Source organism: Roseibium alexandrii DFL-11 (genome assembly GCF_000158095.2).
GTDB lineage: Bacteria > Pseudomonadota > Alphaproteobacteria > Rhizobiales > Stappiaceae > Roseibium > Roseibium alexandrii.
On record NZ_CM011002.1, the window covers coordinates 1,157,814 to 1,176,157 of the forward strand.

Consider the following 18,344-nt stretch of genomic DNA (forward strand, 5'->3'; position numbering starts at 1 on the left):
GGACAGTTTTTGGCCGTGCGGGGGATCATAGTTGCAGACCGAAATCACAGGATATCAAATGACTTCCACAATCAGCTCGCCGCGCCATCAAGGGTCCGGCTATCATACACCGTACAATGACCGCATTCGCCAGATGTCAGAGGGCGAATATTGGGCTCCGCCGCTCCGCTCAACTGATGGTGACATCATCGGGGCTCGACCGTACACAGAAGCCCGACTTAAACAGCTCGCCCAGACCGCGCCATTCCTGGCCGGGGCGATCGATCTTATTTGCGTGCTGGCGATCGGCAGCAAGGCTCCACGGGTGCAGTCTACCCCAAATTGGCGCCTTATCCCGGGTGCGACGGAAGAATGGGCGGAGACGTTCTCAGATCGCGTCGAGCTCGAGTGGCAAAGCTACATTTCAAGCGATCAGAATTATGTCGACAGTTCGCGGAAGCACAACTTCCTGGCGTTCCTCTGGCAGGCCTATCGAAGCTTTCTCGTGAATGGGGAAATTGCCGCTCTCAGCAAGATCGACAAGAAGCAGCAGCTGAAGAACAGCACGGCGATTATGCTAATAGACCCAGCTCGCATCAAGACATCCCCGACCGCGCAGAACAAGCAAGACATCCGGGATGGCATCGAGCACGATGAGCAAACCGGCGAGGTGAAGTTCTACCATATCGCGAATAGCAATCCGCGCGACTCCCTTGCGCAGAAGGTTGAATACGTCCGGACCCCGCCGAAATCATCCACCGGTCGCAAGCTCGTTTTGCATCATTTCGATCCAGTAGGATGTGAACAATCGCGCGGCATTAGTCCGCTAAGTCCTGCCATCAACGCGGTCAAGCAACAAATGGATTTGTCCGAGTCCGCCCGGCGCTCCGCTGCACTTCAGTCCGGCTACATGCTCGCATTCAAGTCGAAGCTGACCACGGAGGAGGTGCAGGCTGCGCTTGGACAGGTGTTTGAACCTGATACTCCAACAGATGGTGGCGGCTACGTCTCCGCATCATCTTCTGAAGATCCGCTGGGCGGGTTGCATGACCATGTTCGCGCGGTTCAAGTGCGAGATGCAACATACCTGAAAGGCCGCAAGACCGGGCTTCAAAACATGGTAGGCGGTCCAAACTCGCCAGCAGCCTTGCAGCTGTTGCCGGGGCAGGAGGTCGAGTTCCTGAATGCGGACATCTCAAGCGACTTTTCCCCGTTCGTGGACGTTGCAATCAAAGAGGTTGCAAGATCTATGGGTCTCAACCTAGACGCGGTGTCGGGGGACTTCTCAAAAACGAGCTACTCGGGCGGGACCTTAAGCCTCGCCCTTCAGCAGGCATCCACCGCAAGCATGGCCGCGCGTGTCCTGGTTCCCTTCATTCGCGAGATCTATGCACTGTTTGTCGAGACGTTCCTGATGACCGAGGAGGGTATGGATCTCCTCCCTTCCGAGGTCGACTTCTGGAGCCATCGTGACGCGATCTTATCGTGCACGATCAAAATGGGCACACCTCTCAGCATGGACCCCGTGAAGATGGCCAAGAGCCTCGAGATCATGGTGAAAAACCGCATGATCAGTCTCGAGACGGCGAGCTCTCGTATCGGCGAGGACCTCTCCGCATCCCTGCTGCAGCAGAAGCGCGAACAAGACACGATCGATGCCCTGGGGCTCCGCTCTTTGGAGAGCAACAAGAACGAAACCATTGACGAATTCCCCGATGATGAAAGCGATGACGCGCCGGGCAATCGTCAGCAGCAAGATCAGGAGTCCTGAGATGCCGTGCTTTAACAACGGGTCCGCTGGAAACGGCGGATCATCTTACGAGTGTTCCGTCGAGCTGAAGCGGCTTTACGACATCTATATGAAACTGACCTCCGGCCGGGCGATCAGCGAACAGCAGGACGCGGAATATCGCCGGGTGAAGTTTGCCCAGGGCGATCCTGAAAAGATCCTCGAGCTCTATGGAATGTACTGGGATCAATGCGGAGCTGAATCCGGTCTTCCGGATCTCCGCAAGGCTGGGCGCATTGAACAGAAGGCGATCAGATTCCGCGGTTAGATTCCGGAGTGAATCCAAGGTTTTCCCTGGGGTTTACCTTTTTGGGCAGCCCCCCTTAAGGTTTTAACAAGGCTGGAAACAGCAAGACCAAAACACAGGAGTTAGGATGTCTATCCTAGATCAAGCATTGGGGGCCGATGCCCCCTCGAGCGCATTAGCGCGTAAGAACATCGTTCACGATATTATCGATCAGCAGAAAGTCTCGCACGCTGAATTAGGGCGCGAGGTGAAGCATCTGCGGAAGGTTCTCGAAGACACAGAGAACGCAGCCATTCTGTCAGCAGCCTCAAAAGAGGACGTGCGGCAAGCGAAAGCCAATCTCGATGAGGCTGAGCGCGATCACGCTGCTGCAAAGCGCGTCATCAAGGCGCTCGAGGATGAGATGCCCGATCTGATCGCTGCCGCCGAGCAAGAGGTCGAGGCCGCCGCGAAGCGGAAGGCTGATGCCGAAAAGGCCATGGAGACCATCTCCGCCGATGTCGACGCAGCCCTGCAGGCCCAAGCCGATTATGAGGCCGCTGTCGCCGCAGCCCAAGAAGCGCGGGACAAGGTGATCGATGAGCTTGCCCAGGTCACTCCTGAGGCCGCGCGCATGGTTCGCGGTGGTGCTGATGCCGACGCGATCAAAGAACGCGCGCAGCAGGAGCTCGAGGCCGCTGCTGAAGGGCTTTCAATCACTGAATACGATCTCCGGAATGGAGCGCTCCGCACCGACGCTGCAAAGCGCAATGACGCGCTGCAAGAGATCGACCTCGATGGCCCTTCCGTTTTCATGATGAAAAGCGAGCCGATCGAACAAACGGCGGAGTCGCTGCAAGTACCGCAGCAGACGCGCTGGGACCCTGAGCTTAAACAAATGGTGGCAATCTAATGAGCGGCAACCCTGCAAATATTCAACGTTACTCCCAGGCTGATGTCGAGGCCATGGTCGAGGAGGCAGATGTCCCGTCTCGCTTCCTGACTCGCCTGCTATTCCCGACTGAGGTCTATTCCGACGCGCAGCATATCGAGTGGGATATCGTCCGGAAGGGCCGCCGCATGGCGCCATTCGTGGCGCCAACCGTTCGCGGTCGCCCGATGGCTCGCGAGGGTTTTGTGACGAAAGCGCTCAAGCCCGCTTATGTGAAGCAGACAACCACCGTCGACCAAATGCGGCCACTTTCCCGTACACCGGGCGAGTCCTGGGGTGGTGATCTGACACCGGCACAGCGTCTTGATATCTTGCTGGCACAAGACATCGTGCAGCACAAAGAGTCTCTGAATAACCGTATTGAGTGGATGGCCGCGCAGACGCTCTTGAATGGCGGTTACACCATTGTCGGCGAGGAGTACCCGGAAACCGCGATCGACTTCATGATGCCGTCCGCTTTGAACATCGCAATGGCGGGCGCTGCGACCTGGGATCAAACCACGTCGAGCCCTATCCGCGATATCGAACAGATGGCGTTGACCGTCCGCACTGTCGGTTATGGCGTTGTTTGCCGCGACATCATTATGGACCCTCTGGCGTGGTCGCTGTTCAAAGAGCATGCCGATGTTAAGGAGAGACTCGATCTCGACGTTGGCCGATCTGGAGCCTGGGCGCAGACAAGCCTGGATCTCGGCATTCAGGCGGGCGAGGACTATCAGTCGGGCTGGATGGCTGGCACCCTGGACGGCAGATTTAGAATTTTCGTTTACAACGCCACATACGAAGATGAGACCGGCACCCGGCAGGACTATATGCCGCCGTACACCGTGATCGTTTGCGCGCCGGGCGAGATGGGCGGACGCCAGTATTTCGGGCAGATCGTGGACACGGAAGCTTCCTACGAGGCTGTGAAGCAATTCTTCAAGTCGCGCTCACAGTGGGACCCGTCCGGCGAGGAGGTTCTCTCTCAGAGTGCTCCATTGGTAGGCCCGCATCGGTGGGGTTCCTGGGGCGTGATGACGGTGGCGTGATGAGTAAAGAGCAATTGAAACAGGAGCGGGCGGCCAGATATGGCACCCGCACCGCAAACCGGATGCTCGATGAGGCCGCAATGACAGAACAAGAGCACGCCATCGAGGCCGCTGTCGCAGGTGCGATCGCAAGCGAGCGCAACCGGATCGCATCAATCATGGCCCTGGACGAATACGCCGGGCGCGAACAGCTGGCCAAGATTGCCATTCAAAAGGGCATGGATGTTTCCACGGCTGCGGAGATGCTGCGCGCATCACCGATCGCCCAGGCTCCAAGAGCGGAGAACGGCAAGGCACAACGCGCGGCCATGGAAAAGCTATTCGGCGAGGTTCCGGCTGTCCGGCCAGATCCGCAAGGCACCGGGCTTGTGTCTTCCGAGAACAACCGGCGCGCGGACATGGTGGCAGCTGCGCGACAGGCGCGTGAGGCAAAGTACGGGGCGGGGCGATGACAGTGACGATCGAAAACCCGGCATCGGCTAAACGCGCCGTGAAGGTGGCGTTCCGGAAAGAATCCGAGACGGCATTCCTCGAGGCTGCTGATGCAATCACCGCAGGGCGTCCTGGACGCCGGAAGTTGCGTGAAAGACTGATCAGGGAGTACCGGCGATCAGATCGCCTGGAAGGCTCTCAATATGTCATCGCGCCGGGCGAGGTTGTGAGGTTGACTGATGGCACGTCCGGCCACGATGACGCGGCCGCGCAAAAGGGCACCCTGGAAGCGCAAGGCCTGATCGTCACAGTGAAGTAATTCCTTCTGCGGAAGGCGCTGCGGCTCCCAAAACATAAGCAGCGCAAAACTTGGCCCCAGCTGGAAACGGCTGGGGTTTTTTTATACGATCGCCGGATCGAAGAGCAGGGCGGTCTTTTTTTTCGCCCTAGGTGCTACGCAGGTGCTACGGCTTATTTTGTTAGGGGTGTGGGGTGCTGGTAAGTCTTTGATTTTGTTGGTGAGCCGACAGGGGTTCGAACCCTGGACCTACTGATTAAAAGTCAGTTGCTCTACCAGCTGAGCTATCGGCTCTCACCAAAACCAACGTTTTATGGTGCCGCGTTTGCGCCGCATCTCGTCGGTGGCGCTGTGTTTATGCCGTCACCGGACACAATGCAAGAGGCAATTTTGATTTTTTCTACAGGACTGTAAAAAATGCGGGGAGGGGTGTAGGTAGAATGATCATTCCACGTCAAAACTCATTAGGGACTGGTATCAGGTAGGCTTGTAAAGTATATCGGTGTTGATGGTGAAGATACGTTGTTCTGGGTGTCGATGATTACATAATCACGACTTAATTTGATTCATATTTATGAAAATATTTTCTTTTCTACTGCGAAAAATGTCATCTAGCGGCGTGTTCTTTAGTGCTGTAGCTTGATGTCAACATTGAGAGGCTACATGTACACAAATAAGAATGAGGCGCAAATGAGCTCGATCGAGTTTGATTTCGTGAAAGGGCATATTGCGGCGACAATGACATTAATTCATGCATTGATTGATCAAGGTGCGGTCGATCGGGAGCGTCTCGACAGTTTTTTTGGTGCTTTTGTAAAAGATCTGCCAAATGACCGGGAAACGCTTAGCTTGAGGCTGATTATTGATCAATGGCGTGAGGGTCTTCGAAACGGAGAGTCGGAAGATTCTTTGAAAGGTCAGATATTTGCCGTGATTGAAGGCGGGCGCGTCAACTGAGGGTGTGCGAACCGGGACCCAGATGTAACCAGCCTTAATACACCCCTGAACAAACTGACATGACATCGTGTTTTGCTGTGTCACCTGCACTCAGGGACGCAGCCTACACGAGAAGCATGGCCTGGAAAACACAACCCAGGTGCCGAACACGTGTTGCCTTATCTGGCCGCAGCTTCATCTCTTTGGTAAGGATGCAGTCTCAGCATAAGCATGTGAAGAGGTGGAGTGTGCAACAGTATCGGACACTGATGGGTGCGCTTGGATTGGGCAAGAAGAGCATGTCGATGCTGGCGCAATTCCCAAGCAATAGCAGTCTCATCACCGTTGCAGGATTTTGTTGCATCGTTTTGACCGCACCTGCCGTTGCAAAGGACCAAGTGTTTCTCACACTGGCAACGGGCGGGGTGACCGGTGTCTATCATCCGGCCGGCACAGAGATCTGCCGGGCAGTCAATAAAAGCCGTTCTGAGCACGGGGTGCGGTGTGCTGCTGAAGCGGGCCGCGGATCAGTAGGAAGCCTCAAACAACTTCGGGATCGCGACGTCGATTTCGCGATCGTTCAGGCCGACTGGCAACACCATGCCTATTTGGGAACGTCCGTGTTTTCAGAATACGGGCCCATGGAGGATCTGAGGGTTGTTGCCGGACTGCATACCGAAATGGCAGCCATCGTTGTGCGGGCAGATTCTGGTTTCATGGACGTCTCTGACCTTAAAGGGCAGCGCATCAATATCGGCCCGGCGGGCTCTGGTTCTGCCGCGACCTGGGGTCAGTTAACGCAACACCTTCCCTGGTCGGAGGAGGATCGCGCAGCGATCACCCAAGAAGATCTCTCCGGGCTGGGTGAAGCGCTATGCGTAGGCGAAATCGACGCTTATTTTGTTGTGATTGGTCATCCAGCGGGCGTCATTGAGGAAACACAAGAGGTCTGCCCCGTCCAGTTTATTGAGATCGGTGCCGACATCTCAGAGAAGATGGTGGCTGATACTCCCTATTATCGCGCCGCGGAGATCCCTTCAGGGGCTTATGGTGAATACAATGCGATTGAAACCATCGGGACCCGCGCTTTGCTTGTCACCGTTGAACAAATGCCTACTCATGCAGTTTCAACCGTCCTGAGATCTCTTTTGTCGGACATAGAGCGATTCAGAACCGTCCATCCAGCTCTCACAGATCTGGCTGGGGCCCTACTTGTTGAGGCAAAAACGGAAGCACCGCTACATCTTGGCGCAGTGCAATTTTATAAAGATCAAGGCTATTTGCCTTGAAAGGCCCACAACCAAAGAGCAAGCGGTGATGTCAACCGCTCGCCAAATGGTGACCAGGCCGTGTTTGTGTCGGCAGCTTGAGCCGGATAAAAGACACACATTGGAATAAGACCGCTTCGGCCCATAGGGAATATTTTCTGGAATGATCCAAGACGTCACCATCATCGGCGCCCTCCTTGCCGGGGTCCTATCTTTTGTGTCTCCATGCGTCCTGCCGCTTGTGCCACCCTATCTGGGATATCTCGCTGGGGTCTCACTGGATCAGTTGACGGGTGAAGACGACACTGACGAGGCCGCTTCGCGGCGTGTTTTCTTCAGCGCTCTGGTTTTTGTGCTCGGCTTCTCGACGGTCTTCGTTCTCCTTGGCGCCACCGCAAGTTTCCTTGGTCAATTTATTCGTATGTATCTGGATTATCTCGGATATATCGCCGGAGCTGCCATCATTGTGATGGGTCTGCACTTCCTTGGCGTGTTCAAGATCGGTTTTCTTTACAAGGAGGCCCGCGTGCATGTGGACCAAAAGCCCGCTGGCCCGATGGGCGCTTATGTCATTGGACTTGCATTCGGATTTGGCTGGACGCCCTGCGTTGGGCCGATCCTGGCCGCAATCCTGTTTGTTGCCGGGGCCAAAGATACAGTACTGCAAGGAACAGTTCTTCTGGCAGCCTATGCCTTGGGCTTAGGCATTCCGTTCCTGATCGCTGCGTTGTTCGCAAGGCCGTTCCTGAGGTTCATGAAGCGTTTCCGCAAGCACATGGGAACCGTTGAAAAAGCCATGGGGGGGGTGCTCGTTCTAACAGGGATCATGTTCCTGACCGGGCAGATGGCCGTTTTCTCATACTGGCTTTTGGAAACGTTCCCGGCTTTCCAATACATCGGCTAGCCGCCGAGCCGCGTCTGGGCAGGGGGCGCTTTAAAAGGTCTGTTGCGGGAAGTCGGCAGCAGAGACCATCGGCGCTCCATTGTAGAGCGCAGGCTGGCAGACGTTGGTCACGTCAAGAAGGTAATAACAGGCAGCTGCTGCATCTGCAGCGTTTCCAAACGGTCCGATCAAGAGTGAGACGCCGCCGTCAGCGGAGCGCTCCTTTATGAGCGGCCGCAGATCCTGCATACGTTCTTCATTCTGCTCCCGGAAATTCGACCAGGCATTTGCGGCTTCCGCAAGCGAAGTGTAATGGCCCACAATTGCTCCAAAATCACTCCGCCTGAGCGTGCTTGATCCACCACCGCGCAGGGTGCCGACACCGTCTGACGGAACAATAATCTTGGGCCGCAAGCTTGTTCCTGCCGGAGTGCTGTCAAAATCATCTTGTGGCAACAGGTTGTCTGATTGCCGGATGGATCCTGTGGTTGCCGGAGATGTGTCCGCCGACGGCAGTTGAACGATCTTCACCGGGGCTTGTGAGGCGATCGGCGGTTCATAGGCCGGTGTTGCTTGCCCGGAATAGATTGTTATCCGCCGGGAAGGCGGGCGCCGTTCATTTTGTGGATCTGAAGATGCGGGGGCTTCAAGCCCGGCGGTCTTGGTGTCGTCCAAAGCATGCGGTTTCGGCAGCGGTGCCATCGGGCGTTTGATGTCAGTCGCATCGGCAAGATCAGGAACACCAGGGTCCTTCATGAAGGATGCCGTCGTCGAAGAGGTCTGGTTTTCTTGCGCCGGGATAGCGGCGACTGGTCGCGACAGTTCCGATTCAAGTGCAGCAATACGGCGGGAATAGCCATCATTCTGCTCACTTATCGTGCTCAGCCGGCGGCGCAAGCGGGCGATTTGATCCTGCAAAACGGAAATCTGGCTCTGATCCAACCCCAATGTTTCTTGAGATGCTGTTTGTGCCGGGAGATGAAGCACTTCGACAGCGTTTGGGCTCGTGTAGGACCGGATCGAAGCCGTGGATCCGACGTCGCCTGCCGGCGGCAGTGGCAATCCTGCGACCCGTGTTCCTGCGGGCGCAAAGCCGGAGGTTGATGATCCGAATTTGTAGGACGCCATGCCAATGGAGCCCATCACAATCGCGGCAAAAGCCCAAGATAACACACCTACACGCGATGGCGTGAAGGTGTCGCGGATATTTTCCCGCACCGGTTTTTTGGCACTGGCCGCCTGCAACTGTCCTGTTCCCCGATTCTCGCTTCGAATCCTTCGAAAGGTAGTTCATTTGGCGCTGAATATGGTTAATGAAACGGTAATATGCACTGTAGGCCGTTCAGATCTTTCAATGTTCTGTGGATCGGGGCATATAGGGGCCAAAGTGACTGGGCGCGCCGCCCAAGTTGAGTGAATTGAGGCGTTTATGACATTGCGAAGCTGCCATTCCGTGGTACTGGCTGCCGGACTTGGGACCCGCATGAAATCGGACTTGCCAAAGGTCATGCATCCGGTTGGCGGGTTGCCGATTGTCGGCCATGTCCTGAAGGTTCTCGGCCAAACCGGCTCGAGCCGTCTGTCTGTCGTGACCGGACCCGGCATGCCGGAGCTTGAAGAACTCGTAGGTGATTTGGCACCGGATGCGCGTTGTTTTGTTCAGACGGATCGCCTTGGCACTGCGCATGCGGCGCTAGCGGCTGAAAAAGCCTTGGAAAATGTGACCGACGACGTACTGGTGCTGTTCGGGGACACGCCGCTGGTTACGGCAGCGACCGTCGAAAAGGTGCGGGGCGCACTTGCCGGCGGCGCCGATGTGGTTGTTCTCGGGTTTGAAACGGACACTCCGTTCGGTTATGGGCGCCTGCTTACGGACGACGGACGGCTTGTGGCGATCCGGGAGGAAAAAGACGCCAGCGATTCCGAGCGGAAGATCACCTTCTGCAATTCCGGGATCATGGGCTTTGCGGGTGAAAAAGCGCTTGGCATTCTGCAGGCGATTGGCAATGACAACGCAAAGGGCGAATACTACCTGACCGATGCGGTTGAAGTCGCCAATGCCAAAGGCCTGAAGGTTGTCGCTGTTGCGGGAACTGAAGCGGAAACCCAAGGCATCAATACGCGGGCCCAGTTGGCAGCGTGTGAGGCTGATTTTCAGGCAAGCAAGCGCGAGCAGTTTTTGGAGAGCGGCGTTACGCTTCTAGCGCCTGAAACAGTATTTTTCGCCCACGATACCGTCATTGAACCGGATGTTATCATTGAGCAAAATGTTGTTTTTGGGACGGGCGTAACCGTGCGGTCCGGCGCACAGATTCGGTCGTTCAGTCATCTTGAGGGCGCCGACGTCGGGAACGGCGCAGTTGTTGGGCCTTACGCGCGTTTGCGCCCCGGAACGGTCCTTGGAAAAGATGTTCGGGTGGGCAATTTCGTCGAAGCCAAAAATGCCGTTTTCGGCGATGGCGCAAAAGCCAATCATTTGAGCTACGTGGGGGATGCGCGTGTTGGTGAGGCCAGCAATATCGGCGCCGGCACCATCACGTGCAACTATGATGGTTTCTTGAAACACCACACGCACATCGGGACGGGCACCTTTGTCGGATCGAACTCCACGCTTGTCGCCCCGGTGACGCTCGGTGACGGTGCATTCGTTGCAGCCGGCAGTGTCATTACAAGAGATGTCGCGGGCGACGCAATGGCCTTCGGGCGTTCACGCCAGCAATCCAAGGATGGGATGGCTAAGGTTCTCCGCGATAAGCTGAAAAAGGCGAAAAACCAGAAATCCTGACAAGGTGCCCGTCGGACCCGGCTTGTCACTTTCTGAAATAAGCTTTGATTTCAATTTGCCACGCCGCCTCGTCTAAACCGGAGCGGACGATTTGATTTGGGTAATGTGAGGAACATAACTGCATGTGCGGGATTGTTGGCATTTTGGGCGGGGTTGCAGCGGCGCCGAGGCTTGTGGATTCGCTCAAGAGGCTGGAATACCGCGGTTATGATTCTGCTGGCGTTGCAACGCTCGTCGGCGGTGAACTTCAGCGCCGCCGTGCGGAAGGAAAGCTGCGCAACCTCGAAGGCGCTCTTGAAAAGACACCGCTGGAAGGGTCCAGTGGCATTGGTCATACCCGCTGGGCGACGCACGGCGCCCCGACTGTCGGCAACGCCCATCCGCATCAGGCCGGGCGCGTTGCGGTCGTCCATAACGGCATCATCGAAAACTATCTCGATTTGCGTGATGAAATCACTGCGGCCGGTGCGGTCCTAGACACTGAGACCGACACGGAAGTCGTTGCGCATCTTTTGAATTTCGAGATCGCAAAGGGCGCTTCCCCGAAGGACGCGGTCGCCACAGTCCTTCCCCGTCTCAACGGGGCATTCGCACTCGCCATACTGTTTGCCGGTGAAGACGATCTTCTGATTGGGGCACGCAAGGGATCCCCGCTGGCAGTTGGTCATGGCGACGGTGAAATGTTCCTCGGATCTGATGCAATAGCTTTGTCGCCGTTCACCGACCGTATCACCTATCTGGATGAAGGGGGATGGGCTGTCCTGACCCGGACATCCTGCGAGATTTTTGATGCCGGCAATCAACCGGTGTCACGGCCGGAGGCGCGTTCATCTGTCACCGCTGCGCTGATGGACAAGGGCAATTACAAGCACTTCATGGCCAAGGAAATTCATGAACAGCCGGAAGTGCTCGGTCACACCTTGTCCCGGTATCTGGACTACGGCGCGCAATCTGCAAAGGTGGCCGGCGCTGACAAGATTAAATTCAAGGATCTGTCCCGTTTGGTCATTTCCGCCTGCGGAACAGCATATCTTGCTGGTCTTGTTTCCAAATACTGGTTTGAAAAATACGCAAGGCTTCCGGTCGACATCGATATTGCGAGCGAGTTCCGCTACCGCGAAACGCCGATGAGCGACAAGGACAGTGCGCTGTTCATCTCTCAATCCGGAGAGACAGCCGATACGCTCGCCTCGCTCCGTTATTGCAAGGAGCAGGGGGCTGCCATCGGCGCTGTCGTCAATGTGCCGGAAAGCACGATTGCCCGCGAAGCAGACGTGGTGTTCCAGACGATCGCGGGTCCTGAAATCGGTGTTGCCTCCACGAAGGCGTTCACTTGCCAGCTGACCGTTCTGGCTGCACTTGCCCTGCAGGCCGGTCGGGAACGCGGTGTCTTGTCTGCAGAAGACGAGAAAAAACTCGTGGCGGAGCTCACCGAAGTTCCAAGCCTTGCGCTGAAGGCACTTGCCAGCGAACAGGCGATCGAAAAACTGTCTCAAACGTTGTCCCAGGCAACGAACGCGCTTTATCTCGGCCGGTCTACCAGCTTCCCTCTTGCGCTCGAGGGCGCGCTGAAGCTGAAGGAACTCTCCTATATTCATGCGGAAGGTTACGCCGCCGGTGAACTCAAGCATGGACCCATCGCGTTGATCGACGAGAACATTCCGGTTTTCGTTATCGCGCCCTACGATCGGATTTTTGAGAAGACCGTTTCGAACATGCAGGAAGTCGCCGCACGTGGTGGCCGCATCGTTCTCATTACCGATCAAAAGGGCGCCGCAGAAAGCGGAAACGCTGCGCAGGACACGGTTATCCTGCCGGAAATGTCGGATATCGTTGCACCGATCATCTACGCACTGCCGGTTCAAATGATTGCTTATCATACGGCCGTGTTCATGGGCACTGATGTCGATCAGCCGCGCAATCTCGCCAAGTCGGTGACGGTGGAATAATCATGCCGGATGCGGACAAGTCAGTCATCGTTCTGTTTGAGGAACAGCACCGCCAGGATGTGATCGCGCTTTGGAAAAAATGTGGTCTGGTGCGCGCCTGGAATGATCCGGACAAGGATATTGACCGGTGTCTCAATGTGGACGCCAGCCGCTTGTTTGTGTTGATGAAAGACCAGACAGTCATTGGCTCGGTGATGACCGGTTACGATGGCCATCGTGGCGCGGTTTATTATTTGAGTGTCGATCCGGCGCATCAAGGCGGCGGATATGGACGCAAGCTTATGCAACAGTGCGAAGACTATCTGACTGGCCTTAGCTGCCCTAAGATCAATCTGTTCGTACGTAAAGACAATGACGCCGTGCACAGGTTCTATGGGGAAATGGATTATGCGCTTGAAACGTCGGCAGCCTTCGGAAAACGGCTGATCCCGGACGACTGATTGACACCCAAGGACTCACCACCTGCGTTACATAGGATCCGCGCCCTGGTCCTTAGGAGTGGGGCCAGACGGACGGGACACAACATAGATGGCGCATCCGATCATCCCCACCGCGACTACAGCCGCGAGCCAGAGCTGCGGTGCAGTGCCCCAATAGAAAAGAGCATACCCGAAGCACATTCCAGCTATCGCATAGAGCTTGGCATTCAAAGGGATGGCGCCGTGTTCCCGCCAGGAAATGACCGGCGGTCCGAAGACGGGATGATCGAGGATCTTTTTTTCAAGCCGGGGGGAGGATCTTGCAAAACAAGCGGCTGCAAGAATGAAGAAAATCGTGCTGGGCAGAATCGGCAAGAATGCCCCAACGATGCCCACCGCGACGCAAGCCAGTCCGAGTATCATGAACGTGGTGCGGTGCAATCGTGCCTCCGATTCCGGCAGAAACTCCGGTCAAAGCCGAAAATTAATTCAAGCGCAGGATACTGCGCTGCGATAAAGATACTTATCTAGCTGGTGGCTGGATGCAAAATGGAAACTCACAAACGATGTTCAGGTTCCGCTTATGAGCAAGCACAAACATAATGCAGATGATGAGCATTTGGTAGCCCACCGCCCCAATGCCGCAACGCGTGTCCGGAACTATTTTCTTACAGGTCTCGTGATTACCGGTCCGATCGGCATCACGTTGTGGCTGACCTGGACATTCATCAAGTGGGTCGACAGCTGGGTCAAACCCTTTGTCCCGCGGGTCTACAATCCTGAGACCTATCTGCCGTTTTCGATACCTGGGTTCGGGTTGATCGTCGCGGTGGTCGTCCTGACGATCGTAGGGTTCCTGGCGGCTAATTTCCTGGGCCGCAGTTTGATCTCTTTCGGCGAACGCCTCGTCGACAGAATGCCACTTGTTCGCAATATTTACAGTGGCTTAAAGCAAATCTTTCAGACAGTACTTGATCAGCGCGGGACGAGTTTCAACAAGGCTGCCTTGATCGAATATCCGCGGAAAGGCCTGTGGGCGATTGTGTTCATCTCCACAGACACCAAGGGCGAAGTCTCCTCGCAGCTGAAGAACTTGGCAGATACCGTGTCTGTATTCCTGCCCACAACGCCAAACCCGACATCCGGTTTCTTGTTGTTCGTTCCCAAAGAAGATGTCATCGAACTGAACATGAGCGTTGAAGACGCGGCCAAGCTGGTCATTTCGGCCGGCCTTGTGAGCCCTGATTATCCCGAATATGTGGAAGATCTGGTGGTAGATCCGAAACAGGCGGAGCGCCTGAAAAAGGTCGAGAAAGTCTAGGAAACCAGTCTCTGCGTCGGGTCTGGACCAGACACCGGCAAACACCACGAAAGCTTTCCAAGAGGTATACTGTTCGGTTACGGTGAAGGCCCGTCTTTTGTTCCTCCCGGACAGTTTCGAATGCCCTTTGTTGATGACCTGATTGCCTTCTCTGCGCAGCCTTCCGCCGACTTGCCTGCACCTGCTGTCCAATTGGCGAAGTTCTCCCTGCTGGATTGGCTCGTCTGCGGCAGTGCCGGGGTGGAAGAACCGGTGGCGCAAAAACTTCGCGCGTTTGGCGCCAGCGAAGGGGGTGTTCAAACTGCCTCAACATTTGGCGGTTCCAAGATGCCGCCAAGAATGGCCGCTCTCATCAACGGTACTGTCAGCCACGCGCTGGATTACGACGACACCCATTTTTCCCATGTCGGCCACCTGTCGGTTGGCATCTATCCGGCGGCGCTTGCCGCAGCTGAAGATGTAGAGGCGTCCGCTGCAGACATGATTGCGGCCTTTGTGGTTGGTGCGGAGGCCGCGATCCGCATAGGAACGGTTCTTGGAGCTGCGCACTACAATCTCGGTTTCCATCAAACGGCAACCGCAGGCGCCTTTGGCGCGACGGTCGCAGCTGGCCGGCTCTATGGTCTGTCGTCAGAGCAGATGCGGGCGGCGATTGGGCTCTGTGCAACGCGGGCATCCGGGCTGAAGTCGCAATTCGGCACGATGGGCAAGCCTTATAACGCCGGGATCGCTGCCTCCAATGGTATTGAATGTGCCCAGCTTGCCCGGCTTGGCATGACCTCCTGTGAGGATGGACTGATGGGGCTGCAAGGGTTTGCGGAAACGCATAATCCCGACACTACCCCAGAGAAGGCTATTTGGAACGATGGGAGCCAGAACCGTCTGCGCTTTGAAGACAACAAATACAAACTGCATGCCTGTTGTCATGGATTGCATGCCATGATCGAAGGGCTGTTGTTGGCAAAGAACACTGGCGTAACCTCTGACGATGTTGCCGAATTTGTATTGAGAACCAATCCGCGTTGGCTGAAGGTTTGTGACATCAATCAGCCGCGCACAGGGCTTGAGGTCAAGTTCAGCTATGCCTGGCTCGCCGGCATGACCCTAAGGGGCGATGTAACCGGCGCACCGGACACTTACACCGACGCATTGGCGCTGGATCCGGGATTGGCGGCATTTGGGGAGACCGTGACTGTGGTTGGCGATGATACACTAACCGACCTGCAGGCTGATGGCGTTCTGAAGCTCAAAAACGGAGAGACGCGCCCAGTGTCCTTTGATCTTGCAGCGCCACTGCCAATGGAAACCCTGGAAGGCAAACTACGATCCAAAGCGCACGCTTGCCTCGGTCAAGAAGGAGATCACATTTGGTCAATCCTTGACCGGCTGGACCAGATGAATGCGCGGGCAATAGGAAAACTTGTCGCCGGCTAACCTGCCCGCAGCAGTTGGATCGCGGCGTCGCGGCCGAAGAGATAAAGCAGGCAGCGCAGGGCCGCGCCACGTTTTGATTTCAGGTCCGGATCCGTCTCAAGAATGAGCCGCGCATCATCGCGGGCAACTTCCATCAAATCGGCATGTTCATCCGCCCGGGCAATCCGGAAACCCGGTGTCCCGGACTGGCGTGTGCCGAGAATTTCCCCGCCGCCGCGCAGACGCAGATCTTCTTCCGCAATCAGGAAGCCATCGTTGGTCTCGCGCATGATGTTGAGACGCGCACCGGCTGTTTCCCCGAGCGGGCCTTTGTAGAGCAACACACAAGAGGACGGCTTGTCGCCGCGACCGACCCGGCCGCGCAGCTGGTGAAGTTGAGCCAGGCCAAAACGCTCGGCATGTTCGATCACCATGATTGTGGCATCTGGAACATCAACGCCGACCTCGATCACGGTAGTGGCGACAAGAACCCGGGTGCGGCCGGATTTGAAATCGTCCATCGCCGCGTCTTTTTCTGCTGCGCTCATCCGCCCATGCACCAATGAGACTCGCTCGCCGAGCGCGTGTTCCAGCACCCGGTGCCGATCTTCCACGGCCGCCAGATCTATTTTTTCAGATTCCTCAACCAGTGGGCACACCCAATAGACCTTTTGTCCCTCCCGGGTCGCAGCGCCAACACGGCCGATGATTTCTTCGAGGCGGTCCAGTGATACGGACACGGTCTTGATCGGCTTTCGCCCGGCAGGCTTGCCGAGAAGCTTGGAGACATCCATGTCACCAAAACACGTCAGAACGAGCGTGCGCGGGATGGGGGTTGCTGTCATGACAAGCACATCGACGCCGCGCCCCTTGGAGGATAGTGCCAGGCGCTGATGCACGCCGAACCGGTGCTGCTCGTCGACGACGACCATCCCGAGGTCCTTGAACGTCACCGAGCCCTGGAACAGCGCGTGCGTGCCGACAACCAGGTCGATCTCGCCCGCATCCAGTTTTTCCTGAAGCAGGCGGCGTTCCTTTTGCGTGTCCTTGCCGGTCATCAGCGCCATCCGGATTCCGGCCTGCTCGCAAATCGGCGCCATGGAGGCATAGTGCTGGCGGGCCAGGATTTCGGTCGGGGCCATCAGGCCGCCCTGGGCCCCTGTTTGTATAACCTGGGCCAAGGTTGCCAGCGCAACAACGGTTTTACCAGCACCGACATCGCCCTGCAAAAGACGGAGCATGCGCGTGGGTTTGGCGAGGTCCGCGTTGATGTCCTTGATCGCGTCTTTCTGGCTGTCGGTCAGCTCAAAGGGCAGGGCATTGATGACGGCCGCCTGTAGTTTTCCATCGGGCTTGCGTTCAATCCCGCCAAGCGTGCGCATGTTGGCCCGCACCAGCGCAAGCGCGAGCTGACTGGCCAGGAGTTCGTCATAGGCAACCCGTTGCATGAAGGGCGATTGCGGCTCGACATCCTGCCGTCCCTTCGGCGCGTGAAGGGTCTTCAGCGCTTCGGCAAAGTCCGGCCAGCCGGTCTGGTGCAGATACGGCTCATTCAGCCACTCCGGCAAATGCGGGATCTTTTCGCAAGCCGCCTTCATGGCCTTCTGCAGCGTCTTGGAGGCAAGGCCCGCTGTTAACGGATAGATCGGCTCGATCGGCGGCATCTGGTCGGCCTCTTCCGGAGACACCGAGTAATCCGGATGCACCATCTGAGGCCGGTCATTAAACCATTCCACCTTGCCGGAGACGATCCGCCGTTCGCCTTCCGGGAAGGTTTTTTGAAGCCAGTCCTGACGGGAATGGAAGAAGACGAAGGTGATCTGACCTGTCTCGTCATAGGCGGAAATGCGGTAGGGCGCCTTGGAGTGTCGCGGCGGGGCAGAATGGCGTCCGATGGTGACATCCAGCGTGACAATGTCGCCGTTTTCCGAATAAGCGATTCCCGGTTTATGACGCCGGTCAATCAGGCTGTGCGGGATGTGAAACAACAAATCGGCAACTGTCGCCTCTCGGTCCGGCTGACCGCCGACTAGGCCTGCGACCAGTTTGGCAATCTTCGGACCGATCCCGGGCAGCGTGGAGACGGGAGCAAACAGCGGATCAAGGACCGGGGGGCGCATGGAAGGTGTCGTACCTTTGTCAGACAGGCGGCGAAGCGGGCGGGATCTGTTCTGCCATGAAGATTGGCTTGAGTGCAACAATTGGAACATTCTGTGAACTTGACCGCTGACATCCAGCAAGTTGGGCGCTATATAGTCGCCAGTTTTCATTCGATCCGGTAAGGTGATAGGCCACGCGTCTGTCTTTTCTTCTGGCTCCAGATCCGAAGGTTTTCCATGTCCGATCATCCGAGTGCGACCAATGACAATGTAACCGGTAGCCGGGATGCGCGGCGCAAGAAGATCCTGTTTCGTTGCTGGCACCGGGGCATGAAGGAAATGGATCTGCTGCTTGGCGGGTTTGCGAACGCCAAAATTGATGAACTCAATGAAGACGAGCTGCGTGAGCTGGAACATCTTCTGACCGCGCACGATCAGGATCTTTATGCCTGGATGACGGGCCGCAAGTCGTTGCCTGCAGAATGGGACGGCCCGCTTTACCGCCGGATCATTGCCTATCATGAAGCCGCTGGACCGGCCGGCTTTGTAAAATAAGAATAAAAG

At 56.5% G+C, this 18,344-nt stretch carries 18 protein-coding genes and 1 tRNA gene; 15 read left to right on the forward strand and 4 right to left on the reverse strand.

Annotated elements, in window-relative coordinates; translation table 11 throughout:
• Window positions 1-58: 58 nt before the first annotated feature.
• From SADFL11_RS05375 to SADFL11_RS05400, 6 genes are all read left to right on the forward strand, one after another.
• Entirely contained in the window at window positions 59-1,750 is a 1,692-nt protein-coding gene (locus tag SADFL11_RS05375) for a phage portal protein (RefSeq protein ID WP_134852914.1), read from the forward strand.
• 1 nt (window position 1,751) lies between these two features.
• On the forward strand, window positions 1,752-2,036 hold the full coding sequence (locus SADFL11_RS05380; protein ID WP_008191156.1) for a hypothetical protein: 285 nt from the start codon (window positions 1,752-1,754) through the stop codon (window positions 2,034-2,036).
• Window positions 2,037-2,142: 106 nt separating this feature from the next.
• Window positions 2,143-2,907, forward strand: a complete 765-nt coding sequence (locus tag SADFL11_RS05385; RefSeq protein ID WP_134852915.1) for a hypothetical protein — start codon at window positions 2,143-2,145, stop codon at window positions 2,905-2,907.
• Complete coding sequence (locus tag SADFL11_RS05390; protein WP_040450497.1) at window positions 2,907-3,977, forward strand: major capsid protein; 1,071 nt, start codon at window positions 2,907-2,909, stop codon at window positions 3,975-3,977. The genes SADFL11_RS05385 and SADFL11_RS05390 overlap by 1 nt, the downstream gene beginning before the upstream one ends.
• Window positions 3,977-4,429, forward strand: a complete 453-nt coding sequence (locus SADFL11_RS05395) for a hypothetical protein (RefSeq protein ID WP_040450495.1) — start codon at window positions 3,977-3,979, stop codon at window positions 4,427-4,429. Before SADFL11_RS05390 ends, SADFL11_RS05395 begins: the two co-directional genes overlap by 1 nt.
• Window positions 4,426-4,728 (forward strand): hypothetical protein, encoded by a 303-nt coding sequence (locus tag SADFL11_RS05400; RefSeq protein WP_008190278.1) that lies wholly within the window; start codon window positions 4,426-4,428, stop codon window positions 4,726-4,728. The genes SADFL11_RS05395 and SADFL11_RS05400 overlap by 4 nt, the downstream gene beginning before the upstream one ends.
• A 197-nt stretch (window positions 4,729-4,925) precedes the next feature.
• Here the strand turns inward: SADFL11_RS05400 and SADFL11_RS05405 are convergent.
• Window positions 4,926-5,001: transfer RNA gene (locus SADFL11_RS05405), tRNA-Lys, on the reverse strand.
• Between the two features lie 396 nt (window positions 5,002-5,397).
• On the opposite strand from SADFL11_RS05405, the gene SADFL11_RS05410 reads away from it, so the two are divergent.
• The 3 genes from SADFL11_RS05410 (at window position 5,398) to SADFL11_RS05420 (ending at window position 7,815) form a co-directional block, all read left to right on the forward strand.
• On the forward strand, window positions 5,398-5,664 hold the full coding sequence (locus tag SADFL11_RS05410; RefSeq protein WP_008189278.1) for a hypothetical protein: 267 nt from the start codon (window positions 5,398-5,400) through the stop codon (window positions 5,662-5,664).
• A 227-nt stretch (window positions 5,665-5,891) separates the two neighbouring features.
• Window positions 5,892-6,932 (forward strand): TAXI family TRAP transporter solute-binding subunit, encoded by a 1,041-nt coding sequence (locus tag SADFL11_RS05415; RefSeq protein ID WP_167578956.1) that lies wholly within the window; start codon window positions 5,892-5,894, stop codon window positions 6,930-6,932.
• 142 nt (window positions 6,933-7,074) lie between these two features.
• The gene (locus tag SADFL11_RS05420; protein WP_008192212.1) at window positions 7,075-7,815 is read left to right on the forward strand and encodes a cytochrome c biogenesis CcdA family protein; all 741 of its coding nucleotides are present in this window, start codon (window positions 7,075-7,077) and stop codon (window positions 7,813-7,815) included.
• Window positions 7,816-7,845: 30 nt separating this feature from the next.
• On the opposite strand, the gene SADFL11_RS05425 is transcribed toward SADFL11_RS05420, so the two are convergent.
• On the reverse strand, window positions 7,846-9,039 hold the full coding sequence (locus tag SADFL11_RS05425) for a hypothetical protein (protein ID WP_008191108.1): 1,194 nt from the start codon (window positions 9,037-9,039) through the stop codon (window positions 7,846-7,848).
• Window positions 9,040-9,223: 184 nt separating this feature from the next.
• Here SADFL11_RS05425 and glmU point away from each other — a divergent pair, with 184 nt between their 5' ends.
• From glmU to SADFL11_RS05440, 3 genes are all read left to right on the forward strand, one after another.
• Window positions 9,224-10,579: a bifunctional UDP-N-acetylglucosamine diphosphorylase/glucosamine-1-phosphate N-acetyltransferase GlmU gene (glmU, locus tag SADFL11_RS05430; RefSeq protein ID WP_040450491.1), complete on the forward strand. Its 1,356-nt coding sequence runs from the start codon at window positions 9,224-9,226 to the stop codon at window positions 10,577-10,579.
• A gap of 122 nt (window positions 10,580-10,701) precedes the next feature.
• Window positions 10,702-12,528: a glutamine--fructose-6-phosphate transaminase (isomerizing) gene (gene glmS / locus SADFL11_RS05435; protein WP_134852916.1), complete on the forward strand. Its 1,827-nt coding sequence runs from the start codon at window positions 10,702-10,704 to the stop codon at window positions 12,526-12,528.
• A 2-nt stretch (window positions 12,529-12,530) separates the two neighbouring features.
• The gene (locus SADFL11_RS05440) at window positions 12,531-12,968 is read left to right on the forward strand and encodes a GNAT family acetyltransferase (protein WP_008195510.1); all 438 of its coding nucleotides are present in this window, start codon (window positions 12,531-12,533) and stop codon (window positions 12,966-12,968) included.
• A 27-nt stretch (window positions 12,969-12,995) separates the two neighbouring features.
• Here SADFL11_RS05440 and SADFL11_RS05445 read toward each other — a convergent pair whose 3' ends face one another.
• On the reverse strand, window positions 12,996-13,370 hold the full coding sequence (locus tag SADFL11_RS05445; RefSeq protein WP_040450488.1) for a YbaN family protein: 375 nt from the start codon (window positions 13,368-13,370) through the stop codon (window positions 12,996-12,998).
• A gap of 160 nt (window positions 13,371-13,530) precedes the next feature.
• On the opposite strand from SADFL11_RS05445, the gene SADFL11_RS05450 reads away from it, so the two are divergent.
• Together SADFL11_RS05450 and SADFL11_RS05455 are read left to right on the forward strand one after the other, a co-directional pair.
• Entirely contained in the window at window positions 13,531-14,268 is a 738-nt protein-coding gene (locus SADFL11_RS05450; protein WP_008191604.1) for a DUF502 domain-containing protein, read from the forward strand.
• A gap of 120 nt (window positions 14,269-14,388) precedes the next feature.
• Window positions 14,389-15,702: an MmgE/PrpD family protein gene (locus tag SADFL11_RS05455; protein WP_008191846.1), complete on the forward strand. Its 1,314-nt coding sequence runs from the start codon at window positions 14,389-14,391 to the stop codon at window positions 15,700-15,702.
• Here SADFL11_RS05455 and recG read toward each other — a convergent pair.
• Window positions 15,699-17,801: an ATP-dependent DNA helicase RecG gene (gene recG, locus SADFL11_RS05460; protein ID WP_040452058.1), complete on the reverse strand. Its 2,103-nt coding sequence runs from the start codon at window positions 17,799-17,801 to the stop codon at window positions 15,699-15,701. The two genes, SADFL11_RS05455 and recG, sit on opposite strands and share 4 nt — an antisense overlap.
• 216 nt (window positions 17,802-18,017) lie before the next feature.
• On the opposite strand from recG, the gene SADFL11_RS05465 reads away from it, so the two are divergent.
• Window positions 18,018-18,335: an FAD assembly factor SdhE gene (locus tag SADFL11_RS05465; protein WP_008192622.1), complete on the forward strand. Its 318-nt coding sequence runs from the start codon at window positions 18,018-18,020 to the stop codon at window positions 18,333-18,335.
• The last annotated feature ends 9 nt before the right edge of the window (window positions 18,336-18,344 follow it).